Source organism: Streptococcus viridans (assembly GCF_900636365.1).
Classification (GTDB): Bacteria; Bacillota; Bacilli; order Lactobacillales; family Streptococcaceae; genus Streptococcus; species Streptococcus viridans_A.
Map to the genome: position 1 here is coordinate 553,851 of NZ_LR134266.1, position 26,641 is coordinate 580,491.

27 protein-coding genes and 1 pseudogene are annotated in these 26,641 nt (G+C 41.5%); 24 read left to right on the forward strand and 4 right to left on the reverse strand.

From position 1 onward, the window contains the following. Positions 1-16 precede the first annotated feature (16 nt). The 13 genes from EL081_RS03030 (at position 17) to metG (ending at position 10,940) form a co-directional block, all read left to right on the forward strand. The gene (locus EL081_RS03030) at positions 17-748 is read left to right on the forward strand and encodes a metallophosphoesterase (RefSeq protein WP_126403917.1); all 732 of its coding nucleotides are present in this window, start codon (positions 17-19) and stop codon (positions 746-748) included. Between the two features lie 83 nt (positions 749-831). Further along, the gene (locus tag EL081_RS03035; protein ID WP_126403918.1) at positions 832-1,665 is read left to right on the forward strand and encodes a DegV family protein; all 834 of its coding nucleotides are present in this window, start codon (positions 832-834) and stop codon (positions 1,663-1,665) included. Positions 1,666-1,799: 134 nt separating this feature from the next. Continuing rightward, positions 1,800-2,075, forward strand: a complete 276-nt coding sequence (locus EL081_RS03040; RefSeq protein WP_006596762.1) for an HU family DNA-binding protein — start codon at positions 1,800-1,802, stop codon at positions 2,073-2,075. Between the two features lie 119 nt (positions 2,076-2,194). Further along, complete coding sequence (locus tag EL081_RS10030; protein WP_006596761.1) at positions 2,195-2,350, forward strand: hypothetical protein; 156 nt, start codon at positions 2,195-2,197, stop codon at positions 2,348-2,350. Positions 2,351-2,627: 277 nt separating this feature from the next. Beyond that, positions 2,628-3,086, forward strand: a complete 459-nt coding sequence (locus EL081_RS03050; protein ID WP_126403919.1) for a Fur family transcriptional regulator — start codon at positions 2,628-2,630, stop codon at positions 3,084-3,086. Between the two features lie 123 nt (positions 3,087-3,209). Further along, positions 3,210-4,187 (forward strand): hypothetical protein, encoded by a 978-nt coding sequence (locus tag EL081_RS03055; protein ID WP_126403920.1) that lies wholly within the window; start codon positions 3,210-3,212, stop codon positions 4,185-4,187. After that, positions 4,177-4,971, forward strand: a complete 795-nt coding sequence (locus tag EL081_RS10035) for a hypothetical protein (RefSeq protein WP_164555430.1) — start codon at positions 4,177-4,179, stop codon at positions 4,969-4,971. Before EL081_RS03055 ends, EL081_RS10035 begins: the two co-directional genes overlap by 11 nt. A 2-nt stretch (positions 4,972-4,973) precedes the next feature. Next, entirely contained in the window at positions 4,974-5,489 is a 516-nt protein-coding gene (locus EL081_RS03065; RefSeq protein WP_126403921.1) for a hypothetical protein, read from the forward strand. A gap of 136 nt (positions 5,490-5,625) precedes the next feature. After that, the gene (locus EL081_RS03070; RefSeq protein WP_126403922.1) at positions 5,626-6,606 is read left to right on the forward strand and encodes a hypothetical protein; all 981 of its coding nucleotides are present in this window, start codon (positions 5,626-5,628) and stop codon (positions 6,604-6,606) included. Further along, complete coding sequence (locus EL081_RS03075) at positions 6,596-7,396, forward strand: hypothetical protein (protein ID WP_126403923.1); 801 nt, start codon at positions 6,596-6,598, stop codon at positions 7,394-7,396. The genes EL081_RS03070 and EL081_RS03075 overlap by 11 nt, the downstream gene beginning before the upstream one ends. 2 nt (positions 7,397-7,398) lie before the next feature. Continuing rightward, the gene (locus EL081_RS03080) at positions 7,399-7,926 is read left to right on the forward strand and encodes a hypothetical protein (protein ID WP_126403924.1); all 528 of its coding nucleotides are present in this window, start codon (positions 7,399-7,401) and stop codon (positions 7,924-7,926) included. Between the two features lie 173 nt (positions 7,927-8,099). After that, positions 8,100-8,792, forward strand: coding sequence for a phosphoglycerate mutase (locus tag EL081_RS03085; protein ID WP_002896114.1), 693 nt, complete (start codon positions 8,100-8,102; stop codon positions 8,790-8,792). Positions 8,793-8,948: 156 nt separating this feature from the next. Next, the gene (metG, locus tag EL081_RS03090) at positions 8,949-10,940 is read left to right on the forward strand and encodes a methionine--tRNA ligase (RefSeq protein WP_126403925.1); all 1,992 of its coding nucleotides are present in this window, start codon (positions 8,949-8,951) and stop codon (positions 10,938-10,940) included. A gap of 377 nt (positions 10,941-11,317) precedes the next feature. Here the strand turns inward: metG and EL081_RS03095 are convergent, their stop codons facing one another. Together EL081_RS03095 and EL081_RS03100 are read right to left on the reverse strand one after the other, a co-directional pair. Continuing rightward, a complete protein-coding gene (locus EL081_RS03095) occupies positions 11,318-11,524 on the reverse strand; it encodes a helix-turn-helix domain-containing protein (RefSeq protein ID WP_023022515.1) in 207 nt (68 codons plus the stop codon). Positions 11,525-11,534: 10 nt separating this feature from the next. Beyond that, entirely contained in the window at positions 11,535-12,056 is a 522-nt protein-coding gene (locus EL081_RS03100; protein ID WP_126403926.1) for a DUF2975 domain-containing protein, read from the reverse strand. Positions 12,057-12,230: 174 nt separating this feature from the next. On the opposite strand from EL081_RS03100, the gene EL081_RS03105 reads away from it, so the two are divergent. Beyond that, positions 12,231-13,499: a DUF6287 domain-containing protein gene (locus EL081_RS03105; protein ID WP_126403927.1), complete on the forward strand. Its 1,269-nt coding sequence runs from the start codon at positions 12,231-12,233 to the stop codon at positions 13,497-13,499. Positions 13,500-13,634: 135 nt separating this feature from the next. On the opposite strand, the gene EL081_RS03110 is transcribed toward EL081_RS03105, so the two are convergent. Further along, positions 13,635-14,819, reverse strand: coding sequence for a DUF2974 domain-containing protein (locus tag EL081_RS03110; RefSeq protein ID WP_126403928.1), 1,185 nt, complete (start codon positions 14,817-14,819; stop codon positions 13,635-13,637). A gap of 183 nt (positions 14,820-15,002) precedes the next feature. On the opposite strand from EL081_RS03110, the gene EL081_RS03115 reads away from it, so the two are divergent. The 8 genes from EL081_RS03115 to EL081_RS03145 all read left to right on the forward strand — a co-directional run bounded on the left by EL081_RS03115 (position 15,003) and on the right by EL081_RS03145 (position 23,048). Then, positions 15,003-15,680, forward strand: a complete 678-nt coding sequence (locus tag EL081_RS03115; protein ID WP_126403929.1) for a response regulator transcription factor — start codon at positions 15,003-15,005, stop codon at positions 15,678-15,680. Then, the gene (locus tag EL081_RS03120) at positions 15,673-16,647 is read left to right on the forward strand and encodes a sensor histidine kinase (RefSeq protein WP_126403930.1); all 975 of its coding nucleotides are present in this window, start codon (positions 15,673-15,675) and stop codon (positions 16,645-16,647) included. The genes EL081_RS03115 and EL081_RS03120 overlap by 8 nt, the downstream gene beginning before the upstream one ends. Positions 16,648-16,805: 158 nt before the next feature. Further along, the gene (locus tag EL081_RS10205) at positions 16,806-16,934 is read left to right on the forward strand and encodes a hypothetical protein (RefSeq protein ID WP_023022528.1); all 129 of its coding nucleotides are present in this window, start codon (positions 16,806-16,808) and stop codon (positions 16,932-16,934) included. 15 nt (positions 16,935-16,949) lie between these two features. After that, positions 16,950-17,708, forward strand: a complete 759-nt coding sequence (locus tag EL081_RS03125) for an ABC transporter ATP-binding protein (protein ID WP_126403931.1) — start codon at positions 16,950-16,952, stop codon at positions 17,706-17,708. Beyond that, complete coding sequence (locus EL081_RS03130; RefSeq protein WP_126403932.1) at positions 17,709-19,694, forward strand: FtsX-like permease family protein; 1,986 nt, start codon at positions 17,709-17,711, stop codon at positions 19,692-19,694. 157 nt (positions 19,695-19,851) lie between these two features. After that, a complete protein-coding gene (locus EL081_RS03135) occupies positions 19,852-20,109 on the forward strand; it encodes a SemiSWEET family transporter (protein WP_003006102.1) in 258 nt (85 codons plus the stop codon). A gap of 175 nt (positions 20,110-20,284) precedes the next feature. Further along, a complete protein-coding gene (locus tag EL081_RS03140; RefSeq protein ID WP_126403933.1) occupies positions 20,285-21,052 on the forward strand; it encodes an ABC transporter ATP-binding protein in 768 nt (255 codons plus the stop codon). Next, positions 21,045-23,048, forward strand: coding sequence for an FtsX-like permease family protein (locus tag EL081_RS03145; protein ID WP_126403934.1), 2,004 nt, complete (start codon positions 21,045-21,047; stop codon positions 23,046-23,048). The genes EL081_RS03140 and EL081_RS03145 overlap by 8 nt, the downstream gene beginning before the upstream one ends. Positions 23,049-23,206: 158 nt before the next feature. Here the strand turns inward: EL081_RS03145 and EL081_RS03150 are convergent. Next, positions 23,207-25,171, reverse strand: a pseudogene (locus EL081_RS03150) (peptide ABC transporter substrate-binding protein). 236 nt (positions 25,172-25,407) lie between these two features. Between EL081_RS03150 and EL081_RS03155 the strand changes: the two are divergent. Together EL081_RS03155 and EL081_RS03160 are read left to right on the forward strand one after the other, a co-directional pair. Continuing rightward, entirely contained in the window at positions 25,408-25,737 is a 330-nt protein-coding gene (locus EL081_RS03155) for a PadR family transcriptional regulator (RefSeq protein ID WP_126403935.1), read from the forward strand. After that, on the forward strand, positions 25,734-26,564 hold the full coding sequence (locus EL081_RS03160) for a hypothetical protein (protein ID WP_126403936.1): 831 nt from the start codon (positions 25,734-25,736) through the stop codon (positions 26,562-26,564). Before EL081_RS03155 ends, EL081_RS03160 begins: the two co-directional genes overlap by 4 nt. The last annotated feature ends 77 nt before the right edge of the window (positions 26,565-26,641 follow it).

Sequence of the window (26,641 nt, forward strand, 5' to 3'; positions counted from 1 at the left end):
AAAGAAAGGAAGGGATATGGGAAGCTATTTCGTAGTGGGAGACATTCATGGAAAAGCAGGTATGCTGGAGGAACTGATGACTCATTGGGATGGTCAGTCCCAGTTGGTTTTTCTCGGAGATCTGATAGACCGTGGAGAAGATAGTCGTAGAGTGATCGAACTGGTCAAAGATTTTGTCGAACAGCAAGGGGCAATCTGTCTTTCTGGGAACCACGAATACATGTTTTTAGCCTGGATTGATAACCCGACCGAACGCTACGACCATTACCGACGAAATGGTGGTGATACCACGATTAACTCTTTGCTTGGTCGCCCCCTCACAGCACCAGTAGATGGAGTGGAGGATGCTCGGCTAGTGCAAGAGACTTGTGGGGACCTAGTTACTTTCATCCGTTCGCTTCCTTTTGTCTATGAAACAGAACACTATATTTTTGTGCATGCTGGCCTTGACTTAACCTTGCCTGATTGGCACGAAACGACGGATTATCAGAAAGTCTGGATCCGCCAACCCTTCCATGAAGCGACCAATCAGACAGGAAAGACCATTGTTTTCGGTCATACTCCCGTCCACTATCTCTTGGATCAAAAGATTGGAACCAAAAAACTCTGGGTGACCGAAGATGGGAAGATTGGTATGGATGGTGGAGCTGTTTATGGTGGCGTCCTCCATGGTATTCTCTTTGATGAAAGTGGAATGAAGGCCGATGTTGCTTTGCTCAATGAGGGATTTGCAGCTATCGATGATTAAGTAAATAGGACTTTGTCCCACAAAAGCCTAGAAAATTTGATATAATAGAATGGATATATCTAAGAAAAGATTGTAGGAATGTTATGTCACAAGTAAAAATTGTTACAGACTCATCCGTAACGATTGAGCCTGAAGTTGTTGAAAAATACGGAATTACCATCGTTCCCCTCTCTGTTATGGTGGATGGTGTTCTCTACTCAGATGCGGAATTAACCGAAGGAGAATTCCTTCAGTTGATGAAATCCAGTAAAAACCTTCCAAAGACTAGTCAACCTCCAGTAGGTGTGTTTGCGGAAATATTCGAAGGATTGGCTCAAGAAGGAGCGCAAATTATTGCAATCCATATGTCCCATGCCTTATCTGGTACAGTGGAAGCTGCACGTCAAGGAGCTACCTTAGCCAATGCAGATGTAACGGTGATCGATAGTAGCTTTACGGACCAGGCCATGAAGTTCCAAGTGGTAGAAGCAGCGAAACTGGCTCAAGAAGGTGCTAGCGTAGAGGAAATTGTAGCTCGCATTGAAGAGGTCAAGCAAAAATCTAGACTCTACATTGGAGTTTCTACACTGGAAAACCTGGTTAAAGGAGGCCGGATTGGACGCGTAACTGGTTTATTGAGTTCCCTTTTGAATATTCGGGTTGTCATGGAAATGAAGAACGATGAACTGCAACCGATTGTCAAAGGACGCGGACAGAAGACCTTTAAAAAATGGTTGGACGAGTTGATGCAAGAATTATCCGGTAAAGAAATCGCTGAGATAGGAATTTCCTATGCTGGTGGACCTGACTTTGCTAACGAAATGAAGGCGCAATTACAGCCTTTTGTTGCAACTCCAATCTCTGTTTTAGAAACAGGTTCGATCATTCAAACTCACACTGGTGAAGATGCTTGGGCAGTTCTTGTCCGATTTGCATAGAAGCCCGTCATTAAAGGAATTTATTCCTACATAAAAGTTTATAAAAATAGGTTTAGTACTTGACCTAAAAGCATTTTTTAGATATGATAGAGATGTTAAGGGTAAAACCTAAAAAAATTTGGAGGATTTGTTAAATGGCTAACAAACAAGATTTGATCGCAAAAGTGGCAGAAGCTACAGAATTGACTAAAAAAGACTCAGCAGCAGCAGTTGACGCTGTATTTGCAGCTGTTTCAGAATACCTTTCAAAAGGTGAAAAAGTTCAATTGATCGGTTTCGGTAACTTCGAAGTTCGTGAACGTGCAGCTCGTAAAGGTCGCAACCCACAAACTGGTAAAGAAATCAAAATCGCTGCTTCTAAAGTTCCAGCATTCAAAGCTGGTAAAGCTCTTAAAGACGCAGTTAAATAATTGTGATTACAAAGGTTTCTTCTAGCTTGTTAGAAGGAACTTTTTGTTTTAGAGTCCTTTCTAGACAGGGCCTATAAATAGGAGTATAATAGAAAAAAGTGAGAAATGGAGGGTGGACCATGAGATGGATTGTTGGAATCTTTGTTCTGCTCATGATTAAGCCGATTATTTATCTATTGAAAGGTCTTTGGTTTATTGCGGAACTCTTCTTTATGTTCCTCTTTGTCAAAGTCTTACTAGGAACTATGAGATGGATCCTTAATTGGGGAAGTTAAGAATAGAAAACAAAAGAGAGTGGGACAGAAATCGGTCATTCGTTAGAATTCGATTTCGTCGTCCCACCTCCGCACAGTTGAGTAGGGCTGTAAAAGCTGATGAAATCAGCGTAGTAGAGCCCACTCAACCACTGCGTCATGCTCGACAATCCAAAGACAATTGAGAGGCTAGGACTTTTGTCCCAGCCTCTTTTCTTATTTACAAACATTCTAATTAGGCAAAATGTGGCATTCGTGATATAATAGTTTTTAAGAAGAGACAGAAAGGGGAAAGACCATGCTAGCTTGTTTAAGGCTCGATTCCGTTCAACAAGAAAAAGTGGAAGATGTATTGCAACACTTGCGCGAAAAATCTGTACGGATTACAGAGACGCGTCGGGCGGTCCTTTCTTATCTTGTCAAAAGTCAGGAACATCCGAGTGCCGATGCCATCTACCAAGATTTGAAACCTGCCTTTCCCAATATGAGTCTAGCAACCGTTTATAACAATCTTAAGGTCCTCATTGAAGAAGGCTTTGTCTCTGAAATAAAAGTACGCAATGATACCACGACCTACTTTGACTTTATGGGACACGATCATTTGAATCTGATTTGCGAGTCTTGTGGGAAGATTGATGATATTGACATCGAAGTTCCAGACGTGAGAGCGGAAGCAAGAGAAAAAAGTGGCTACGTCATTACCAAGTGCCAAACTACAGTTTATGGCCTTTGTCCGGAATGCCAGAAGAAGCAGTAGAAGAAATGAAACCAGAGCCGTCAGGCTCTTTTTTGTATGTCAAAACTACACTCGGATAGCAAAAGAAAAATAGGAAAAATCATGATATAATGAAGCTTGATAAGGGTAAAAAGGGAGTTTGAAATGAAAAAGTTGGAGAATTTTTCTTGGAAGATATGGCATCTATATGCCTTAGTATCTGTGACCATTTTTATGATTGGTGGCATTTGCTCTTTCTTTTATTTAAAGGAAGCAGGCTATGTTGTAAATGAGAGAAATTATACCTATGTTGGAAAAGGGCAGCGATTAACGAATTTTAAAAAGGTAGAGGGAGTGGATGTCGGATTCCCTATTTTAGCTATTTCGTTTAAGGAAGATGGTTATACTTGGAGAAGCTATCAGTATGCAGTTGGACATCGCTATTTAGCCTTTCAAGATTCTAAACTAGGTAAAACCAAACTGAATAAAAAAGATCCGGAAGAATACTTTAAAATTCGTTATTATCTGCTTGGAGAAGAAAAGGGAGAGGGCCATACCATTGATATCTTAAAAATTGCCGAGGAAATGGGCTATAAGACTATTAAAGGTGAAATGCAATCTACCATGTACTCGGATGGAAAAGACGACTATGTGGAAGTCATTCTACAAGGAAGAGAATCTCTCTTTATCAATCTTCGAACACAAAAAGTAACTAAGAAACGTCCGAAAGAAGCTATCCGATATGGTTACAAGGGAATCTATAAGGGATTATCAAATCCAGAATTTTACACTGGGAACTTCTGGGAGGATGAGAATCGGACAAAAGTTAGTTGGCCGTGGGTCCAGTACAATAAGACAGATGAAGAGCAAAGTATCACTAACAATAGTGAAGAGAAAGAAGATAGTAAGCTTCTTTCATTATTGAAAAATTATGGATTTCTACTTATTTTAGAAGAAGATAGAACGTTATCCAATAGTCAATCATTATTACAGGAACTTTTCCCAGACGCAACAAATTTTGGCTGGTCAGTAGATGAGGACTATACTAAGGATGGGAAGAGTACCTATATCGAAAATCGTGAAGAATTGTATCAAGTAATTCAGCAAGAGAAAGTTGAGAGAGAACATAAAGATGAAGAGTGACAAACTAAAAGGATATCTCGTGATTGCAGGATTTTTGCTTCTTCTCAGTATTTGTTTTTATAGAAATTTAGAATCTAGAATAAAAGGACTGTATGAGAGCAATCATTACCCAGGTGATATCAGGATTACAGGATTCTCGTTTACAAGTCAAGATACATTAGGAATTGATGTCAACTATAGTTATTCTGAAAAGGTCGATGGGCAGGATATTTCTATTCCTTTAAAGAAAAAATTGAAGTTTGACCAACTTATTATACCTTATTATCCACACTTGGATAAATATGGTCAATCTGAATTTTTTTCTAAAGTTTCTAATATGTTTAATGAGGAATATAACCCTTATGTCCCAATTCTTAAAAAAGCACTAGAGTTAAATCCTGAAAGGAAAAAAATAGAACAAGACATACAGAGAAAAATGAATGAAAATTCAAAATTGCAAGGTTCTACAATCAAATTAGAATTCAGTATTTGGAATCTATTAAAAACGCATAGATCAATGTCATGGCTCACTGACTATGAACAAGAATCTCTGGAAAAAGGACGGACAGTTCTTGGTGGATGGTATGATTTTCCAGTTAAGGAGGCTTTAAACTATGATGTCATCTATGTTCAGATTACGTTACCTAGTGGAGTAGATAAGGATAGTTTTCGTTTAAAAGAAGAGTTAGAGTCGTTACTACAAAAGACAAGCTTGCCGAATGCTGTCTACGTTATAGAGACTGAAGATGAGTTTAACATCCGTAGTGCTTCTATTAAAGATGGAAAGGTTAAGGAAAGGGGTTAAATATGTCAGAAACGAAGCAAGGCAGTAGTGTTAGGTTTATCTGGGAACTTGGATGGTATATTATTCTAATCCTAGTTCTTGTTGGGCTTCCATTCTTGAAATATGGGACTTCTTATAAATCATCTGTTTATCTATTTTTAAATCATGATTCAATATTTGTGAGTAAATCGTTTCAAGATCTTGTGAATGCTTATTTTATAAATTCATTCATTTTATTAGTAGTGTTACCTGTGGTTTCCTATTTCATTCATTATTTTCTGGTAAAAAAAGGTTATTTGTTTTTAGCTAGCTTACAATCCTTCCTTATGTATATATCTTGCGCCCTTATTTTGATCTATGCTATGGCTTCTTTAACAGTCGATAAAGAATATTTTGGAATGGATTCAGGGTTTTATGCTTGTTTGTTTCTTTTTTTAGTCCATATTTATATAGATTGGCGCCATTTAAAACAATTGATTGAAAAACGAAATCCCCCCTACCGAAGAGAATCAATTGGCAGAAACGCCTGTCTCAACTAAAGAATAAACCTTCCTCGTTTTCAAACCAGAGCCGTTAGGCTCTTTTTATATGTCATAACGACACTAGGATAGCAAAAGAAAAATAGGAAAAATCATGATATAATATACTTTTGGAATCAAACAATAGGAGAACGGGATGAAAAAGCTGGAAAACTATTCTTGGAAGATGTGGCACCTGTATACCTTGGTAGCTGTAACCATTTTTATGATTGGTGGCATCTGGTCTTTCTTTTTCTTGAAAGAAGCAAGCTATGTTGTGAATGATAGAAATTATACATATAGAGGCAAAGGACAACGGTTAACGAATTATCTAATGCTGGATGAAGAGGATACAGGGCTTCCGATTATAGCGCTATCCTTCGAGAAAGTGGATGAAAATTGGAGCAGTTATGGCTACGCTATCGGTCGCCACTATTTAGCTCTACAAGATTCCAAGCTCAGTCAAACAGATCAAAACAAAAAAGATCCAGAAGAATATTTTAAGATCCGTTATTACCAACTCGGAAAAGAGGAGGGTGAGGGACATCTTATTGATGTCTTAAAACTTGCTCAAGAGAAGGGCTATCCTACCATCAATGGGTCGATGGACTCTATCATGTACTCCGATGGAAAAGATGACTATGTAGGAGTGAACCTAGCTGATGAAAATTATCTCTTTATCAACCTACGAACACAAGAGGTCAGTCAAAAACGTCCGAAAGAGACCATCCAATTTGGTTATAGTGGAATCCATCGGTTTGCTTCTTTAGCATACTATACAGCCGATTTCTACAAAGAGAAAGAAAAAATAGATATCAGTTTACCATGGATCCACTATCAAAAAGAGAAAGTCTCCAGCTATGATCGTGCGGATACTTCAAGTTCAAGCGAGAAAAAGGCAAAGGACAGTAAACTCCTTACGCTATTAAAGAAGTATGGCTTCCTAGTCGTCTTGAAAGAAAACTTGACCTCCTCTGATCGCGAATCATTAATAAGAAATCTCTATTCGGATGCAAGTGACTTAGTCTGGGTAGTCGATTCTGACATTACCAAGAGTGGCGAGACAGAATATGTTCATACAGAGGAGGAGCTACAAGAAGTAATAGATGAGGGAAAGGTTAAAAAAGATGAAGAGTGATAAGAAAAAGAGTTGTCTGGTAATTTTAATCTTTTTCGCACTTCTAGGCTTTTGTTTTTATAAAAATCTGGAATCGAATCTTAAAGGATTTTACGCTAGTCGAAATTATCATGGGAGTGTACAGATTACAGGCTTTTCTTGGGAACGAGAAAATGATGCTCCAGATGTGAATTATGTGTATACTGAAAAAATAAATGGCAAAGAAATTTCCATTCCTTTGAAGAAACCCGTTCAATTTAAGCAGATGGTCATGCCTTATTTTGCTCAACTAGATAATCCAAAAGAGGACGGTTTAATCAGTGGCTTAGTATCTTATTCTGATGTGGATTCTAGACCCTTTCTGCCCATTATTGAAAAAGCCTTAGAATTACATCCTGAGCGAAAACAGATAGAAAACGAATTGCAGAATAAGATCCATCAGGCTAGTGACCTAAAAGGCACAAGCATTCACCTGAAAGAGTCCATTTCCGATAATCTTTTATTTAGTAAATCTGTGTTTTGGTTCACTGATTATGAAGAACGATCGATGGAAGAAAATCGTACGAAATTGGGTGGCTGGTATGGTTTTCCTTTAAAGGATGCACTAGCTAATGATGCAATATACGTACAAATTGAACTCCCTAAACATATCGACCGATTCGATAGCTTAGACATGGATTTACCAGGAGAATTGAAGGGTATTTTACAACAGACAAGTCTACCAGATGGTTATTATTCTCTAGCAATCGATGGTGAGCGAGTAGGCAAGATTGTTGAAATTAAAAAAGGTAAAGTAGAGGATTGGAGGTAAGAATGGCAAAAGAAAAAAGAACCTATTATCAGAGTTTCATACGTCAGCTTGGTTTATTTTTTATCTATGTTTTGATTGGATCGACCTTACCTTTTTTAATGATATCAAAAGCAAGGTACGAAGAACCATCTCAGTTCACAATCTTTCTCGGTAAGAAATCTCTCTACCATGCAAAAGAGTTCGAGGGTCTCATCCATTCCTATTTCACGGTTTCCCTCATCCTTCTTATAATACTGCCAGTCTTTGCTATTCTCATCAAATATCTCTTCAAGAGAATGGGGCATCCATTCCTGGCTCATCTTCAATCATGGTTAATTTTTCTAGCTTGCAGTGTTATTCTAACCTTTACCCTGTTTTCACTGACTGTCCAAAATGACTTTCTTCACTTGTATTGGGGCTTTTACTTCTGTCAGGCCTTCTATTGGATTTTTATCCTCAGAGAGTGGTGGCATTTAAGTGGGATGGTTGATAAAAGAAATCATCCTTTAGATGATGAAAGAGCAGAAGAGAAGGAGCAACCGGCAGAATAAATTTATTTCAATGTAAGAATAAACGTTGGTCATTTTCAAACCAGAGCCGTCAGGCTCTTTTTTGTGAGAAATTGCACTTTTCTATGGTCGCCACTAGATTTTTTACTGAAAATCTAGTAGAATAAAATAGATAAACGGGGGAAACCTCGGAGAATAAAAAGGAGATCCATCTAATGGTAAAATTGGTTTTTGCTCGCCACGGTGAGTCTGAATGGAACAAAGCTAACCTTTTCACTGGTTGGGCTGATGTTGATTTGTCTGAAAAAGGTACACAACAAGCGATCGACGCTGGTAAATTGATCAAAGAAGCTGGTATCGAATTTGACCAAGCTTACACTTCAGTATTGAAACGTGCGATCAAAACTACTAACTTGGCTCTTGAAGCTGCTGACCAATTGTGGGTTCCAGTTGAAAAATCATGGCGCTTGAACGAACGTCACTACGGTGGTTTGACTGGTAAAAACAAAGCTGAAGCTGCTGAACAATTTGGTGATGAGCAAGTTCACATCTGGCGTCGTTCATACGATGTATTGCCTCCAGCAATGCCTCGTGATGATGAGTACTCAGCTCATACTGACCGTCGTTACGCTTCACTTGATGACTCAGTAATTCCAGATGCTGAAAACTTGAAAGTGACGTTGGAACGTGCCCTTCCATTCTGGGAAGACAAAATCGCTCCAGCTCTTAAAGATGGTAAAAACGTATTCGTAGGTGCACACGGCAACTCAATTCGTGCCCTTGTAAAACACATCAAACAATTGTCAGACGACGAAATCATGGATGTGGAAATTCCTAACTTCCCACCATTGGTATTCGAATTTGACGAAAAATTGAACGTAGTAAAAGAATACTATCTTGGAAAGTAAGATAGCGTGATTCGTTATCAATCATAGAAAGCTGACTTCGGTCAGCTTTTTTTGTTCATCGCAAACCTAGCCGGTTTTGGGTTTTCAGGATCTCCTAAAAATGATATAATGAAGTGTTATTACATAAGGTTTCATTAGCCTTGAAAGGAAAAGAAAATGACAAAATCATTCTACATCACAACCCCTATCTATTACCCATCTGGTAAATTGCATATCGGTTCAGCTTATACAACCATTGCTTGTGACGTCTTAGCTCGTTACAAACGCATGATGAACTACGATGTCTTCTACCTGACTGGTCTCGATGAGCACGGTCAAAAGATCCAGCAAAAAGCCGAAGAAGCTGGCATTACGCCGCAAGCTTATGTAGATGGGATGGCGGTTGGAGTGAAAGAACTCTGGCAATTACTCGATATCTCATATGATAAATTCATCCGTACGACAGACGATTACCATGAAAAAGTGGTGGCCCAAGTCTTCGAACGCTTGCTTGCGCAAGACGATATCTACTCGGGTGAATACTCTGGTTGGTATTCAGTCTCTGATGAAGAGTTCTTTACAGAAAGCCAATTGGCTGAGGTATACCGTGATGAGAATGGCAAGGTCGTCGGTGGGGTAGCCCCATCAGGCCACGAAGTAGAATGGGTTTCTGAAGAATCTTACTTCCTTCGCCTCAGCAAATACCAAGACCGCTTGGTTGAGTTTTTCAAATCCCAACCAGACTTCATCACGCCAGATGGCCGTCTCAATGAAATGTTGAAAAACTTTATCGAACCCGGTTTGGAAGATTTAGCAGTATCTCGGACTACCTTTACTTGGGGAGTCCCAGTCCCATCCAATCCAAAACACGTGGTTTATGTATGGATTGATGCCCTTCTCAACTACGTAACAGCTCTTGGTTATGATCAAGAGCAGCATGGCAACTTTGACAAGTTCTGGAACGGAACCGTTTTCCACATGGTCGGAAAAGACATCCTTCGTTTCCACTCCATCTACTGGCCAATCCTTCTCATGATGTTGGATGTTAAATTGCCAGAACGTTTGATTGCCCATGGTTGGTTTGTCATGAAAGACGGCAAGATGTCTAAGTCTAAAGGGAATGTCATCTACCCAGAAATGTTGGTGGAACGCTTTGGCTTGGATCCACTTCGTTACTACCTCATGCGTAGTCTTCCAGTTGGTTCGGATGGTACCTTCACACCAGAAGACTACGTAGCCCGCATCAACTATGAATTGGCTAATGACCTTGGAAACCTCCTCAACCGGACGGTAGCCATGATCAATAAATACTTTGGTGGTCAAGTTCCGGCTTATGTCGAAAATGTCACAGCATTTGATGCAGATTTGGCTAAGGTAGTTGAAGAAAACATCGCTGAGTACCACAAGCAAATGAATGCGGTGGATTACCCACGCGCTTTGGAAGCCGTATGGAACATCATCTCTCGGACTAACAAATACATCGATGAGACTGCTCCTTGGGTCCTCGCTAAAGAAGATGGTGACAAGGAACAATTGGCAGCGGTCATGGCTCACTTGGCAGCTAGCCTTCGTGTTGTGGCTCACTTGATCCAACCATTCATGATGAACACCTCAAATGCCATCATGGAACAACTTGGCTTGGACTTGGACTTCGATCTTGAAAACTTGACCTTAGCTGGCTTCCCTGAAAATGTCACAGTAGTTGCCAAAGGAACTCCAATTTTCCCACGTCTGGACATGGATGAAGAAATTGCCTACATCCAATCGCAAATGACTGCTGGTAAACCACAAGAAAAAGAATGGATTCCAGAAGAAGTGGAACTCAAGTCTGAAAAAGACGAGATTAAATTTGAAGACTTTGACAAGGTTGAAATCCGTGTAGCAGAGGTCAAAGAAGTGGAACGCGTCGAAGGATCAGACAAATTGCTTCGCTTCCGCCTAGATGCAGGAGATGGCGAAGACCGTCAAATCCTTTCTGGTATCGCGAAATTCTATCCAAATGAACAAGAATTGGTCGGCAAGAAACTCCAAATCGTGGCCAACCTCAAACCACGTAAAATGATGAAGAAATATGTCAGCCAAGGCATGATTCTTTCCGCAGAACACGGGGATCAATTAACAGTCTTAACGGTTGATCCATCTGTACCAAATGGAAGCATTATTGGCTAAACGATAGACAAAGAAAAAATCATCTAAAAAACTTTCCTTAGGTGAGTACGGACGTCAGCGAACTTCGAAGAAGTTCCAGGACTAATTATTGAGCCCCTTCGCTCTTTAATTTCTGGGCTCAGGCTAAAACAGTTTCCCAAACTGTTTTACTCTCAATAATTCCGAGTGCCTGAAACAACTGTGTTTCAGGCACTTTTCTCACGGCGGAAAGTTTCAGTAGATGATTGAATAATTCTTACGAATAAATTTTTTAATTTTTATAGAATTTATTTGATTTGTAAGGAAGAGCAGATTGTCTATGCTCTCAAGCACTCCCGCGGGAGTGCTTTTCTTGTGTCGATAAGGCAAGTCTCCAATTATATTTTTAAATACATGTCCTATTCATCTGGCTGGTATTCCAGGATATCTCCTGGTTGGCAGTCCAGTTCTTTGCAGATGGCCTCAAGGGTAGTGAAGCGGATGGCTTTGGCCTTGCCTGTCTTGAGGATGGAGAGGTTGGCTGTCGTAATGCCGATTTTGTCTGCTAGCTCATTAGATTTCATCTTTCGCTTGGCCAGCATGACATCTAGATTGACGATAATCATGGTCCCCTCCTTAAATTGTTAGCTCATTTTCTTCAGCGATCTCAATCCCTCTTTCTAAAATCTTGCCAAGGATCCAGACAATTGGGACAGCAAGGAGAAGTCCTGTGTTAAAGGTCAATTGGAAGGTGAAGGGAAGGAGATAAGCATCGCCATTGGTCTCAAGTGTACCAGACATAAAGGACAAGACCAAGAGGATCTTCCAAGCTCGGTTGCAAAGATCAATGTTGGAGTGAGAAAAGATCTTTTCTTGATAGAGATTTTGGAGGAAGCTGCGAATAGTGAGGAGAAGAAAAATATAAATAGCGCTTGAGGCTAGTGGGAAGAGCAGCTGCCAGAGGGGTTGCAGATGTTTGGGGAAGAGCTGGATGCCATTTACCTCAAAGGACAAGCGTCCAGATTGAATGAGATCCTTAAACACTCCCATCCGAGAAAGCAGGTGGATGACCAGTGCAGCCAGGGTCATAAAGCCACAGAAGTAAATGAAAGCCGTTAAGACTTCAATGACATTTTTTAAGGTTTTTGAGTTTTTCATCGCAAGCCTCCTTAAAGTTTTTTATTTTTCACTTATAGTATACTCCTTATAAAAAATAAGTCAACAAAAAAGTATCGAAAAACGATAAAAAGTTTATGAAATTCAGTCAAAATTTGCTTTAAATAGAATTTAAGGTATACTATTAGGTAACTACCATTTCAAGGAGGTATTGAAATGATCAAAAAATTAGATAAGAAATATCTTTGGATGATCATCGCTTTTGTGAGTGCAGTGGTTCTAATCGGAGGAGTCTATCTCTACTCTAGCTCCAATATTCAACCGGATCATCAAAAAGAGTTCAATCAGACCTCGAAGACCTCTTCTTCTTCTAAGGAAAAAGCCATCGATCTATCTGGTGAATATGTCTCAAGTGCGCGTGATAAGGCCAAGATTCAAAAAGATGGGAAATCTTGGAAGATTGATTACGAGACAGAAGATGGTCCTGTATCAGCAACTTTCTCAACGGATTTCAAAGTAGAAGGAGCCAATAAAGTTTCTACTAGTCAGATGAAAAAGTCAGATGGAAATAAGGATTTCACCATCACTGTGCGTATCTTTAAATACAAAACAGATAAAGACCCCCTTATTACGGTAACCATGTCAGACAAAGACCCCGATCATGAGATGGTCTTTGCCAATCGGAAGGATTTCTTCAAGTCGACGAATCCAGATGATGCAGTATTGGATGGGGATTTGACAACCTTCTCAGGAAGCTATTCCAATGAATCGATTGAACAGCAGATTGCGGATTCCGGATTTAAGCTGTATGGCTATAGTCCAGAAGATTATTACAATCACCGGACTACTGTCTTTCCTTCTATCTACTCTGATCAGGATAAGGGGTGGAGCTTCTGGAGTGGAGCTAGCAATGTCCAATTTGTCCTCAATAAAGATAAGAAACCTAAGAAAGCTGGATCAACCTATCAGGTTTACTTTGTCCAAGCTGGAACAACTGGAGAAACTCCTGGTCAAGAATTGATTGTCACCTTGATTCCTGAAAATGTTCAAGGTCCTGATGGCGTCGTTTCACCTTTGAGACGTATCTTCTACCATCAAGCCTCCTTCCAAGCCTACCAGGACAAATGGTGGGAAGCTTACCCAGAGCCTAAGAAGGAAGCAGACCTCGATATTGCGGCTATCAATAATGGAGATTTTTCAAGCTTGGCAGGGACATGGCGCAATGCCAAAGGCCAAGAGATGGTCATCCAAGAAGATGGAACTGTGAAAGGCCAAGGAAGATTAAAAGCAGTGCCAAACTCGGATAAGACAAGTAAAGTCCCTTATGTAGATCTACGTGTGGGAGAAACAGGAGTGGCAGTTGGCCTCTTTAAGATTGGTTTTGAAAATCCTGATGGAGACCAGTCAGATAAGAGCAAACCTCGTTTGGTTGTTACCCAATCAGCTGGGAACTATCCAGCAGATCAATACTTCTATCGTCAATAAGAAGCGAAAAACCCAGGGAATGTGATTTCCTGGGTTTTGTTTTGCTTTAATGAATTCTCTTTCTATAAAAAAAATTCGTTTACACCATTTGATGTAAACGATATTATTACATTTTATAAAATAGAGTTAAAATTGTCAATCTTTGTGCTCAAGAAGCAGAGGTGAGGAGGACTCGACTGCGTTCTTTCGCTTGAAAAATGCAGCCATTTGAAGCAGGATCCGGGGAACTGTTTGCCATTTTTTCCAAGCTTGGACACGGGTGTCGATGAGTTGCTTGGCTAGACGTTCCAGCATTTCTCTTTCTGTTGGATCTAGGTCCTGAGCATTTTGAAAGATTTCTTTGATCTTGGAGAAATTTTTCAAGTTCATCAAATCATTAATCGAAGTGATGCCGGCGTCCAGAAAAATGCCAAAAAAAGTATCAAAGAACTTCTTGCGCTCATCCGCCGATGTTTCGCGAACCCACTGCTTCAGGGTCTCGTCGGTCTGCTGGCTATCGGGACTGGTTTGATCCAGGGTCACAAATCCATCCTTTTCAACCATCCAAGTAAAGGCGTCATGCTGGGCAAAGCCACCAAAGGCACGGCTTTTGACAATCGTAGCAGGCTCAGGAACTTCCAGCATCATCCCAACGATGGACCCTTGCGGGACAAAGGGGTGAACGAGGTGAGCGATTCGTTGATAGCCCTCCGTTTCGATAATGGACTTGTTGAGGCCAGGAGCGTCGTAACAGTAGATGGCGTCGACCCGTTCAATCAGATGATCTGGAAGGTAAGAGCAGGCGTAGGCTGCGAGATTGCCTCCTTTGGAGTGGCCGGCTACCATAAAGCGTCCTTTAGGAAATTCCTTCATGACATGTTGTAGGTAGCTGGCTGCACGCCTCTGAGATGGGATATGGTCCATATATGTCATGTGGAAGTCTTCCTTCCAGCCGATCAAGGTATCATCCGTCCCCCTGAAGACAACTAAATAAACATCCATAGTAAGACGATAGGTCATAGCCGCAAACTGCTTCTGAACATCGGGGTCATATTCGTCGACATAGTTAAGAAGTTTGAGATTCTTAAAGCGTTTGGATGTAGCTAGGACATCGACTAATTGCAGGTGTTGGTCTGTCACGATGAAATCTGTGGTTCGATCGACTAGCTCTGCTGCATCAGATAAGCGGACTTCAATATTGGTCGTATCCCCTTGGGGCACGATCCGATCAAAAGGAAGATAGGTCAGCTCTGTCAGTGCCAGGACATCGAGTTCCTTAAAAGGGCGATCGTAGATGGAATCATAGGCGACATAGTCTAGATAATCAAAAATCGTGGACATGAGATTCTCCTTTGTATCTGTATGTTCAGTATAGCATAAAATACCTGAAAAGCCCCTCAGTAAAAATAGGAAATTGACGAAAGGAGTTACCTGTAAGTTGAGATGGCGAAAAATATGTATGCTCCTTAGATAATTTGATATAATGAAAGGGTAATACTCTAGTAAGAAAGAGCAGGAAAGAGCATGCACAAAATTCTTCTTGTCGAAGATGATGAAACCATTCGCCAACAAGTGAAGAAAATCATGGAGCAGTGGGGCTTTGAAGTTATTGCAGTTGATGACTTTATGGATGTATTGGGGACCTTCGTCCAGACCAATCCTCATCTGATTCTGATGGATATTGGCCTTCCTCTTTATAATGGCTACCATTGGTGCCAGGAGATTCGTAAGGTGTCTAAGGTCCCTATCATGTTTTTATCCTCACGAGATCAAGCTATGGACATCGTCATGGCTATCAATATGGGAGGAGATGACTATGTGACCAAGCCATTTGATCCCAATGTTCTTCTGGCAAAAATTCAGGGTCTCCTTCGCCGCTCTTATGAGTTTGGAACTGATCAAGATTTGTTAGAACACCGGGGCGCCATCCTCAATCTCAAATCCATGGATCTGGTCTACGAGGGAGAGGTGGTTAATTTGACCAAAAATGAATTTCAAATTCTTCGCATCCTTTTTGAAAAAGCTGGAAGTGTAGTGGCTCGGGATGATTTAATGAAGGAATTGTGGAACAGTGATTTCTTTATTGATGATAACACCCTCTCGGTCAATGTAGCTAGACTTCGGAAGAAACTCGAAGAAGCAGGACTGGAACATTTTATCGAAACGAAAAAAGGGATAGGATACAGGTTGAGCAATGGATAATCAATTCTTATTTGTCAAACACTATCTGATTTCTCATCGCCGCTATCTCTATTTGATTGGTTTACTCCTTTCGTCCCTGGTCTTGTTTGCCTATATATTCGAAGGCTACCGCAATTTTCTCCTTTACCTGACAGGAATTTTGGCTTTTTTGAGTCTTCTTCTGGTCATTTGGGATGCTGTGGCTAGGTATCAGGCCTGTCGGAAGGAAGTGCTCTATGGGGAGGGACTACCTGAGACCCCTCTAGAACTGGTCTTGAGTCAGAAACTAGCAACCAGTCAGCAAGCCCAACGTGAGCAGACAACGGTGAGTCTAGAGACCTACAATGACCTGATGGATTACTATACCCTCTGGGTCCACCAGATTAAGACGCCCATTGCGGCCAGTCAACTCTTGGTTAAAAATATAGAAGACAGCGATCTGAGACAACAAATGGAGCAGGAGCTCTTTAAGATTGATTCCTATGCCAATGTGGTCCTCCAGTATCTGAGACTCGAAAGCTTTCACGATGATTTGGTTCTTAAGCGTGTTCCACTCGAAGAGCTGGTCAAAGAAGTCGTGCGAAAGTATGCCATCTTCTTTATTCAAAAGGGCTTGACGGTGGATCTGCATGACTTAGATGTCGCCGTCATTACCGATCGCAAGTGGCTCTTGGTCATCATCGAGCAATTGCTGTCTAACAGCCTTAAGTATACCAGCACTGGCGGGATTGAGATCTATTTCAAAGATCAGACCCTTTATATGAAAGATAGTGGGATTGGAATTAAGGATAGTGATATACTCCGTGTCTTTGAGCGGGGATTCTCCGGCTACAATGGGCATTTGACCCAGCAATCTTCTGGACTAGGCCTCTATCTGTCTAAAAAGATTGCCGATCAGCTAGGGCACCAACTCCAGATGACGTCTCAAGTCGGCCAAGGGACGACTGTTGCCATTCACTTTGAAGAGAAGAAGTTGGTCATGGATTAGGGGAATACGTCGGTACCTAATGATTCTCTCCCTAAAGTCCTCTTTTATTTAAAAATGACAAAAATGTAAGATTTAATTTTAAAAATGAAAGGTTAGGTTATGGTGACCACCTTTTATTTTTTATACAATAGTCTCATCAAATGAAGGAGGTCAAGAAAATGAAACTCTTGAAATGGATGAAAGAACCCAAAAAGATTAAAAAACCAAATAAGAAAACCGATTTGGAAAAGGCGGAATTTGGTCGCCAAGTCCTACAACAAACCCAAGAATTTTTCTTGATCTACTAGTTAAAGGAGAAAAGCATGTCATTACTAGACGTTCAACATATCAAAAAAATCTACAAAACCCGTTTTCAAGGGACGCAGGTTGAAGCCCTAAAAGATATTCACTTCACCGTGGAAAAAGGTGAATACGTGGCCATCATGGGGGAGTCAGGATCTGGGAAATCGACCCTCCTCAATATCCTAGCTATGCTGGACCAGCCGACGGAAGGGCGGGTCTACCTCAATGGCACCGATACTTCAACCATCAAGAACAAGGATGCGTCCAGCTTTCGTCGGGAAAAACTAGGCTTTGTCTTTCAAGACTTCAACCTGCTGGATACCTTGTCCGTCAAGGACAATATCCTCTTACCTTTGGTCCTTTCTCGCAGACCGGTCAAGGAAATGATGAGCAAGGTCGATAGCGTGAGTCGAGAGTTGGGCATTCACCAACTTCTAGAGAAATATCCTTACGAAATCTCTGGTGGGCAAAAACAACGGGTGGCTGTGGCACGGGCTATTATCACCTCACCTGAAATTCTCCTCGCTGATGAGCCAACAGGGGCGCTGGATTCCAAGTCTTCGGCTGCTTTGCTTGACGTCTTTGAAGATATCAATACCATGGGACAAACTATCCTCATGGTGACCCACTCAACCGCAGCAGCAGTTCGGGCCAAGCGCGTGCTCTTTATCAAGGATGGAATTCTCTACAACCAGATCTTCCGTGGGGAAAAAACAGAACGTCAGATGTTCCAAGAAATCTCGGATACCTTGACGGTCATGGCAAGTGAGGTGGAGTAGATGTTTCGATTAACCACTAAATTAGCTTGCTCTAATCTCATCAAGAACCGCAAACTCTATTATCCCTTTGCGATTGCGGTCATTCTCGCAGTGACCATCGCCTACCTCTTTGACTCCCTGACCTTTAATCCCAACATTTCTAAGCTGCGAGGGGGATCTTCCATACTCTTCACCCTAGGCTTGGGACTGTTTGTGGTCAATGCTGCTGGAGCCATCATCGTGCTCTATGCCAATAGCTTTGTCATGAAAAACCGCTCCAAGGAGCTGGGAATCTACAGCATGCTGGGCCTTGAAAAGCGGCATCTCATCAGCATGATCTTCAAGGAGCTCTTGATGTTTGGCTTTGTGACTATCTCAGCTGGTGTTTTGATTGGGGCTCTCTTTGACAAGCTGATCTTTGCCTTTCTCTTGAAACTCATGAAGATGAAGGTCCAGCTAGTATCCACCTTCCAACCTGGGATTGTAATTTTGGTCTTTGTCACCTTTGGTCTCATCTTTGGCCTCCTAGTTTTTCTCAACGCTTGGCGCATTCTCCGTTTGAATGCTCTGCAGTTGACGCGTGAGAAAGCCAGTGGTGAAAAGAAAGCCCGCTTCTTGTGGCCCCAAACCATCCTTGGCATAGCTTCACTCGGTTTTGGCTACTATCTAGCGCTAGCTGTTGAAGACCCCATGTCTGCGATTGTGATCTTCTTTCTAGCAGTTATCTTGGTCATGATCGGAACTTATCTGCTCTTTAATGCAGGGATCACTGTCTTCTTGCACTTGCTTAAGAAAAAGAAGGCCTATTATTACCAACCCAACAACATGATTTCGGTCTCTAACCTCATCTATCGCATGAAGAAAAATGCAGTGGGCCTTGCGACCATTGCCATCCTCTCAACCATGGTATTGGTGACCATCTCCTCTGCAACCAACATCTATATCGGTGGTGAAACGATCAAGAAAATCATGAATCCACATGATTTCTCCATTCAAGGAAAAGGCGTGGATTTGGAGCTAATCAATCAAAAATTTGATGAATTTGCATCTGAGCACCAGCTTGAGATCAAAAATCGTGACCTGATGAACTATGCTACCTTTGGGGTCGAATCACAAAAGGGCACAGACTTCACGGTCTATCCTGATGATGAAAACGATGTCAGACCGAGAACAGTCTTTCTGGTCTTTGATGCAGCTAGCTATGAGCAGATGACAGGAGAACACGTCGATCTGACCGGCAACCAAGTCATCCTCTTTGCCCACAATAAGGCTCTCACAGGGCAAAAGCAGTTTACCATCAATGGGCAAGACTTCCAAGTCAAGGAAGAAGTGACCAAGGATTTTATCACCGATCATGTTCCAAATATCTTCAATATGCTGACAGAGGATTTCAATTACCTGATCGTGCCTGACCTTTCAGCCTTTGTCGCTCAGTTTCCGAACCTTGCTGTCGTTACTCAAATCTATGGTGGTTTCAATGTCAATGTTGACGAAGACCAGCAACTCAAGCTGGCAGCTAGTTATGACAAGATGATCGATGAACTGAGTAGCCAACAGGGACAAGGAACTTTTGTCTATGGAGGCAATCGAGCATATAATGTGAGAGAAATGAATAGCCTCTTTGGTGGCATCTTCTTTATTGGTATTTTCTTGTCATTGATCTTTATGGTCGGAACAGTCATCGTCATCTACTACAAGCAAATCTCAGAAGGCTATGAAGACCGTGACCGCTTCGTTATCCTCCAACAGGTGGGACTTGATGAAGATGAAGTCAAACGGACCATCAACCGTCAAGTGCGAACCGTCTTCTTCCTTCCCCTTATCTTTGCCTTTGTCCACCTGGCCTTTGCCTACCATATGATCCGCCTTATTCTTAAAGTGCTCGGTGTCATCAATAGTAGCCAAGTCCTCATCGTCACCCTCAGTGTCTGTGCCGTCTTTCTCATCACCTACCTAATCGTCTTTTGGATCACCTCTCGTAGTTATCGCAAGATTGTGCAGATTTAAGAAAAGAGAAGCTCGCTTATGGCGGGCTTTTTTGTGCACTTCAAAATCACAAGATTGTGACACTTTACAGTTCGGTAACATTTGAAAAAAGTACTTGAATTTTAAGAGGGCAAGCGTTAGAATAGTGCGTACTTAAAAAACGAAAGGTATTTTGAAAATGAATGAAAAACAAATGAAAATTCTTGGTTGGGTTGCAACCTTTATGTCTGTGATGATGTATGTGTCTTACTTCCCACAAATCATGGATAACCTCGCTGGTCACAAAGGAAACTTTGTCCAACCTTTAGTTGCCGCTATCAACTGTAGCCTTTGGGTCTATTATGGACTCTTCAAAAAAGAACGCGATATCCCACTTGCTGCAGCCAATGCACCAGGGATCATCTTTGGTTTGATCACAGCCATCACAGCTTTATAAGAAGGAACTAGCTCCCGCAAGGAAGCTAGTTTTTTAATACCTTACAGAAATGTAAGAAATCAGGCTGAAAATGAAAGGTTAGCTTATTGTAGATCTCTTTCCAAATCGTTACAATAGAGATGTAAGAAGTTCTATTAATATCAATCATATAACTAGATGGAAATGGAGAATGAAAATGGCCTTATTAGATGTACAACATGTGAAAAAAATCTACAAAACCCGCTTCCAAGGAACTCAGGTCGAAGCCCTAAAAGATATCCACTTCACCGTGGAGAAGGGCGAATACGTCGCCATCATGGGGGAATCAGGATCTGGGAAATCGACCCTCCTCAATATCCTAGCCATGCTGGACCAGCCGACGGAAGGACGGGTCTACCTCAATGGCACCGACACCTCAACCATCAAGAACAAGGATGCCTCTAGTTTCCGTCGGGAAAAATTAGGTTTTGTCTTTCAAGATTTCAATTTGCTCGATACCTTATCGGTCAAGGACAATATCCTCTTGCCTCTTGTCCTTTCTCGCAGACCAGTCAAGGAAATGATGAGTAAGGTCGATAGCGTCAGTCGAGAGTTGGGCATTCACCAGCTTCTTGAGAAATATCCTTACGAAATCTCTGGTGGCCAAAAACAACGGGTGGCTGTAGCACGGGCTATTATCACCTCACCTGAAATCCTCCTTGCCGATGAGCCAACAGGGGCGCTGGATTCCAAGTCTTCGGCTGCTTTGCTGGACGTTTTTGAAGATATCAATAGCATGGGGCAAACTATCCTCATGGTGACCCACTCAACCGCAGCCGCAGCGAGGGCCAAGCGCGTGCTCTTCATTAAGGACGGGATCCTTTACAACCAGATCTTCCGCGGGGAAAAAACAGAACGTCAGATGTTCCAAGAAATCTCGGATACTTTGACGGTTATGGCGGGTAAGGAGGATAGCGATGTTTAAATTATCGAGTAAATTATCCTTTTCTAACCTCAAACAAAATCGCAAGCTGTATTACCCCTTTGCCTTGGCTGTTATTTTAACGACCATGATCCTCTATAGCTTTATCGCTTTGGCATCGACCCCTCATTTAGAGGATTCTTACGGAGGGGGGGCGGCGAGAACTGTTCTTGGTTTTGGTAGTTTCGTCGTCCAGCTGGTCGTCATCATTTTGGTGGCATATGCCAATGGCTTTGTCATGAAAAATCGTTCCAAAGAACTGGGCTTGTACAGTGTTCTGGGAATGGAGAAGAAGCATCTCCTCATCATGACCTTATGGGAATTGCTCTTCTTCTATGTTCTCACAGTTGGAGTAGGACTAGGTTTGGGGCTCTTATTTGATCGCCTGATTTTTGCCTTGCTCCTAAAATGTATGGGGCTACCAGTCGTCATTCAATCAACCTTCCAGCTAGGAGCTGTCATTGACACTTTACTTGGGTTAGCCTTAGCTTTTGGCCTCATTCTCTTGTTGAATTCTTTCCGCCTCTTGCGCTACAGTTCCCTCCACCTCATGCAACAGAAAAAAGCAGGAGAGAAGAAGGGACGCTTCTTGCTGGTCCAAACTCTTTTAGGACTTGGGCTCTTAGGAATTGCGTTTTATATAGCGCTAACCGTTGAGCGTCCGGTAGCTGCTGTTCAAGGATTCTTTATTGCTGTCATTTTGGTCATTCTGGCGACTTATCTCTTATTCAACGCTGGCTCCATTACCTTCTTAAGATTTCTCAAAGGTAGGAAATCCTACTATTACAAGCCAGAGAATTTTATATCCGTCTCTAACTTAATCGCTCGGATGCGAAAAAATGCAGCGGGCCTTGCGACCATTAGTATTCTTTCCACCATGGTCTTGGTAACCTTAACCGGGTCGCTCAATATCTTTATTGGAGGGCAGAACTACCTAGATACTGTTTACCCTTCTGATTACATGATTAGTGTGGGGCATATGCCTTCAGATGCTGAGACAGAACCGGTTATCAAGGATGTTCAAGCTCAAATTAAGAAAACAGCCGATGCGACAAATCTATCAGATTATCAGGTGGCACAGACAACATACTGGTCGGCTGAAATTCGAAAGATTGATGGAAAGGTCTTAGAGGTGTATGAGCAGTCTTATCAACAAACTGATCAGGAGTTGAAGTCAGAAGGAACCGTCTACTTTTTTGATCAGGCGACTTATGAGCAACTGACCGGTCAAAAAGTTGAGCTTGGAGAAAATGAAATCTTAGCTTATGGGTATCAGTATCCAGGAAGATTAGACTCGCAGTTAGAAATCAATGGGAAGACCTTCACGATTAAACAAAAACTAGATTCCAATTTTATCCAAGGGAAGATCCCACAAAACGCCCTGTTTCAACACCAAATGGGCTTGTACCTTGTCCTCCCTGACTTGAGTCAATTGGGACTAAAAGTCGATAAAAATTTGGAATTCGCTATTAATGCCAAAAATAAAGACAACAAAGATTTTACTGGTGACGTGACCAAAGAGCTGTATTCGACAGACAAAATGAGTCAATATGGTGCGACTTATTTTGGTGGATATGAACGATACAGTATAGAGAAGGAGTGGCGTGAAACAGCAGGGACTCTCCTCTTTATTGGGATTTTCCTATCAGTCATCTTTCTATTAGCTACAGTACTCGTCATTTACTACAAGCAGATTTCAGAGGGGCATGAGGATCGGGATAATTTTGTGATCTTGCAACAAGTAGGATTGGACCAAAAGCAAACCGGGACCACTATTCGCAAACAAATTCTCACTGTCTTTTTCCTTCCACTATTCTTCTCCTTCTTGTACCTAGGAGTGGCCTACAAGATGATTGCAAAAATCGTAGCCATCTTAGGAGCGACCAATGCGGGCTTGGTCCTTCAAACAACCTTAGCAATCTGTGCTGTCTTTTTCATCTCTTATGTCCTCGTCTTTCTGCTGACTTCCAGAAGTTATCGGAAGATTGTCGTGAGATAGCGTTTGAATCTATATAAGATTAGAAATGAAAAAGACGATAAGTAGACAAACTGTTTTTTTACTTAGAACAAGCTAAGTGTTGCAGAAAGTTTCAAGGATAGGTTTTTCCTTAATCAAAAACACCGAGGATTTGATCCTCGGTGTTTTGACGTCAACCATTATTTGACGTGTTTTTCAAGTTCGTCTTGCGCTTTTTTATTGGATTTTTCTTTTTCTTTCAACCAATTCTTATACGCTTTTTCGTAGTCAGCAGTTGTGACAACATCACTTTGTAATTCCATGTACTTGTAGTAGCTAGAACCATCTTTGATACCGATCAAGGAGAAGGCTTTTGTAAATGGTTTGATCTTCGTGATCGAAGGAACAGCACCCTTAGAGTAGACAGGAAGTGCAAAGGCATTGTCTGTCAACCAAGCTTGGGCAACAGCATATTTTTCGTAACGAGTATTGGTATCCAATTGTTCCGCATTGGCATCATCCAATAGTTGTTTATACTCGTTCAAACCAAGTTGTTCGATAAGGGCTTGGTCAGTTGCAGGATTGATCCCCATACCTGCTAAGGCTGAACCATCTACTGGATTGAAGATATCCAAGTAAGTGGATGGATCTTGGAAGTCAGGTCCCCAACCACCGATATCCATATCAAAGTCTTTTTGATCTGGTGTTTGGGCGAAGTAGGTTGCGTTGTCTGCATCTTCCGTAGACAATTTCTGAACATCCACGACAACATTTTCTTTTCCTAATGTTTTTTCGATGGAGTCTTTCATTGAGTCTGCCTACTGTACAAGGCTAGCAGCAGATTGGTCAACCACATAGTCGATGTGGATTGGGAATTGAACACCTTGCGCTTGGAGCTCTTCTTTGGCTTTGGCAAATTGCGCTTTGGCCTTGTCCGCATTGAACATGCTATCTTGCGCATCAGCTAGGCTGACATCCTTCCAATCATCTCCTGTTGCGGCAAGTTTTTCTTCGACAACGCTACCGAAGTCTTTGTTGTCTACTTGCACAAATGTTGGAGGTACAAGAAGCGTACGAAGGGTTTTGCTAGCGCCATCTTTCCCGTTTGATTGGGCACTTAGTGAAGTACGATCAAGGGCAAAGTTGATGGCTTGACGGAAGTTTTTGTTTTGAAGAGCTGTTTTTGTTTGGTTCTTCTGGTCGTCTGTTGTCTTCTCGGTATGACCGTAGTTTTGACGGTTTACGTTGAAGTAGACATAGTAGACAGTCGCATCTTGCGGTGAATAGACGATATTGTCCTTGAATTTTTTCTCAATGGTGCTATAGGTTGAGCTCGTTGGGAAGAGACGCGCTGTGGTCAAGTTGCCATCAGAGAAGTTACGAGCTAGGTAGTCTTGGTCAGAACCATCGAAGTAGGTCAATTTGATATTTTCAATCTTCACATTGTCTTTATCATAGTAGTTCTCATTTTTAGTAAACTCCATCAAAGATTTTGAAGTGAAGGATTTCAAGTAGTAAGGACCGTTGTAAAGGATTCCAGAAGGTTTGACGCTACCGAAGTCTTTTCCTGCAGACTCAAGAAATTTTTCATTGACTGGCATCATGGTCGAAGTCGTCAATTTAGAATTCCAGAAGGATTCAGGTTGAGCCAAAGTGTATTGGAGTGTATGGTCATCAACGGCTTTGACACCAACTTTAGAGAAGTCCGTGTTTTTACCAGTGACATAGTCATCCAGGCCGGCTACTGAGTTTTGAACCAAGTAGAGTGCATCTGACTTGTTGTCTGCTACATATTTCAGAGAAGTGACGAAGTCCTGTGCAGTGACATCCGCATATTCGTTCCCTTCTGAGTCATACCATTTTGCATCTTTACGGAGTTTATAAGTGTAGGTTAGTCCGTCTTTAGAAACAGACCAATTTTCCGCTAGTGCAGGGACGAGATTACCATATTGGTCATTTTCAAACAATCCATCCACCAAGTTAGTTGTAACGTCACTTGTTGTAGAACGGTTTGAAAGGAGGTAGTTCAAAGAATCTGGATCAGTACTAAACACGTATGAGTATGTGTTTGTCTGAGAAGATTTTGAAGATGATCCACATGAAGCAAGGAACAGGGCTGAAGCAACCGTGACACCTGCTAGGAAAGCTAGTTTAGATTTTTTCATCACTTATCTCCTTTAATAAAGATTTTGTATTATTATACACCTTTTTTTATAAAAAGCAATTGTTTTTTGAAAATAATTGTATATTTAGTCATAATATTCGGATTCCTTGAGTTTTATTCAATATTATTAACTATTATGCTTTACAAACTAGCTAAGGAGGAGTATACTAATAATGAAAGGGCTAGTATGTAAAACAAACTAGTTAAAAAGAAGGGTGTATAGAAAGGGGGAGAAGGATGAAAGAGTCGCAATTGCTCAAGGGTGTCCTGGAAGGTTGTGTTTTAGAAATTATTTCAAAGAAATCTATTTATGGCTATGAATTGATCCAAAGCCTTAAGGAAACCGGCTTTGATAAGATTGTTGCGGGGACCGTTTATCCCTTGCTTCAGAAGCTAGAGAAGCAGGGAGTCATAGTAGGAGAAATGAGGCCCTCTCCGGATGGACCTGATCGCAAATATTTCTCTCTAACCAAAGAAGGAAGAGAGCGCCTAGAGGAATTTTGGAACCAGTGGCAGGATCTGGTTATTAAAGTAGAACGCGTGAAAAAGGAAGGGGAAACACCATGACGTCAGCTATTTATTATGAAGAAACGCAGGCTTTGGTTCAAACCTTTAGACAAGAGGATCAAGCTTATTTCCAAGATCTCTGGGATTATTTTAATTTCGCCGGTTTCTTATATGAGGAGAAGGCTTTAAAAGAGCAGGTCTATAATCTAGCGCTAGATTTTTCGCAAGCAAGCGGAGATGGATGGACAGCCAAGGACTATTTTGGACAGGATCCAAAGGGAATGGCAGACCAAATCATCGAGAACATGCCTAAAGAATCCACGCGATCCGTTCTAAAATATGGGGCAATCGTCTCAGGAATTGTCATTTTTTATCGCCTCTTAAGTGATTTTGCTTCACAAGCAGTCCTGATTCTCAAGCCCCTTGTCTATCTAACGGATAGTATTTTGGGTATTTTAGCCGTTGGGTTACTATTCTATCTCCTTCGTCGCCTCATTTTTGCAGAAGAGAAGTCAAAAAAAGCAATCTATGTAGCAGTCGTTCTCGTTCTGGGGATCTATTTTATCAGTGAAATAGTTGGGGTCCGTTTCTTGCCAGCTTTTGCCTGGTTGACAGTACCTAGTCCGTGGGATACTTTCCTGATGACAGGGGCTTCTGCAGGTCTTATCCTGTGGCAATGGAAAGAAGAGTTTGCTCGTGCCTTCATCTTTCCTATTCTGTCCTTCTTAGTAGTGGGATTCTTGCATCGCTGGACTTTGGCACAAGGGATTCAGAATTCTACCATGACCATGATCCTACCTACGGTAATCATTGTTATAGGATTGATGATTTACTATTGGTTCACGATTCGCGCCTTGAAAAAGAACAAGACAGAAAATGGTGAATAGAGTGAAAAGGGGGAAGAAACTCCACTTTTTCTGTTGAAAAGCAACGAGCAAGCTTGATTTTTGTTATAATGAAAGGG

Excerpts from the sequence above, each read along its gene's own strand:
- EL081_RS03030 (WP_126403917.1), top strand. The coding sequence starts at position 17 with ATGGGAAGCTATTTCGTAGTGGGAGACATTCATGGAAAAGCAGGTATG.
- EL081_RS03035 (WP_126403918.1), top strand. The coding sequence starts at position 832 with ATGTCACAAGTAAAAATTGTTACAGACTCATCCGTAACGATTGAGCCT.
- EL081_RS03040 (WP_006596762.1), top strand. The coding sequence starts at position 1,800 with ATGGCTAACAAACAAGATTTGATCGCAAAAGTGGCAGAAGCTACAGAA.
- EL081_RS10030 (WP_006596761.1), top strand. The coding sequence starts at position 2,195 with ATGAGATGGATTGTTGGAATCTTTGTTCTGCTCATGATTAAGCCGATT.
- EL081_RS03050 (WP_126403919.1), top strand. The coding sequence starts at position 2,628 with ATGCTAGCTTGTTTAAGGCTCGATTCCGTTCAACAAGAAAAAGTGGAA.
- EL081_RS03055 (WP_126403920.1), top strand. The coding sequence starts at position 3,210 with ATGAAAAAGTTGGAGAATTTTTCTTGGAAGATATGGCATCTATATGCC.
- EL081_RS10035 (WP_164555430.1), top strand. The coding sequence starts at position 4,177 with ATGAAGAGTGACAAACTAAAAGGATATCTCGTGATTGCAGGATTTTTG.
- EL081_RS03065 (WP_126403921.1), top strand. The coding sequence starts at position 4,974 with ATGTCAGAAACGAAGCAAGGCAGTAGTGTTAGGTTTATCTGGGAACTT.
- EL081_RS03070 (WP_126403922.1), top strand. The coding sequence starts at position 5,626 with ATGAAAAAGCTGGAAAACTATTCTTGGAAGATGTGGCACCTGTATACC.
- EL081_RS03075 (WP_126403923.1), top strand. The coding sequence starts at position 6,596 with ATGAAGAGTGATAAGAAAAAGAGTTGTCTGGTAATTTTAATCTTTTTC.
- EL081_RS03080 (WP_126403924.1), top strand. The coding sequence starts at position 7,399 with ATGGCAAAAGAAAAAAGAACCTATTATCAGAGTTTCATACGTCAGCTT.
- EL081_RS03085 (WP_002896114.1), top strand. The coding sequence starts at position 8,100 with ATGGTAAAATTGGTTTTTGCTCGCCACGGTGAGTCTGAATGGAACAAA.
- metG (WP_126403925.1), top strand. The coding sequence starts at position 8,949 with ATGACAAAATCATTCTACATCACAACCCCTATCTATTACCCATCTGGT.
- EL081_RS03095 (WP_023022515.1), bottom strand. The coding sequence starts at position 11,524 with ATGATTATCGTCAATCTAGATGTCATGCTGGCCAAGCGAAAGATGAAA.
- EL081_RS03100 (WP_126403926.1), bottom strand. The coding sequence starts at position 12,056 with ATGAAAAACTCAAAAACCTTAAAAAATGTCATTGAAGTCTTAACGGCT.
- EL081_RS03105 (WP_126403927.1), top strand. The coding sequence starts at position 12,231 with ATGATCAAAAAATTAGATAAGAAATATCTTTGGATGATCATCGCTTTT.
- EL081_RS03110 (WP_126403928.1), bottom strand. The coding sequence starts at position 14,819 with ATGTCCACGATTTTTGATTATCTAGACTATGTCGCCTATGATTCCATC.
- EL081_RS03115 (WP_126403929.1), top strand. The coding sequence starts at position 15,003 with ATGCACAAAATTCTTCTTGTCGAAGATGATGAAACCATTCGCCAACAA.
- EL081_RS03120 (WP_126403930.1), top strand. The coding sequence starts at position 15,673 with ATGGATAATCAATTCTTATTTGTCAAACACTATCTGATTTCTCATCGC.
- EL081_RS10205 (WP_023022528.1), top strand. The coding sequence starts at position 16,806 with ATGAAACTCTTGAAATGGATGAAAGAACCCAAAAAGATTAAAAAACCA.
- EL081_RS03125 (WP_126403931.1), top strand. The coding sequence starts at position 16,950 with ATGTCATTACTAGACGTTCAACATATCAAAAAAATCTACAAAACCCGT.
- EL081_RS03130 (WP_126403932.1), top strand. The coding sequence starts at position 17,709 with ATGTTTCGATTAACCACTAAATTAGCTTGCTCTAATCTCATCAAGAAC.
- EL081_RS03135 (WP_003006102.1), top strand. The coding sequence starts at position 19,852 with ATGAATGAAAAACAAATGAAAATTCTTGGTTGGGTTGCAACCTTTATG.
- EL081_RS03140 (WP_126403933.1), top strand. The coding sequence starts at position 20,285 with ATGGCCTTATTAGATGTACAACATGTGAAAAAAATCTACAAAACCCGC.
- EL081_RS03145 (WP_126403934.1), top strand. The coding sequence starts at position 21,045 with ATGTTTAAATTATCGAGTAAATTATCCTTTTCTAACCTCAAACAAAAT.
- EL081_RS03155 (WP_126403935.1), top strand. The coding sequence starts at position 25,408 with ATGAAAGAGTCGCAATTGCTCAAGGGTGTCCTGGAAGGTTGTGTTTTA.
- EL081_RS03160 (WP_126403936.1), top strand. The coding sequence starts at position 25,734 with ATGACGTCAGCTATTTATTATGAAGAAACGCAGGCTTTGGTTCAAACC.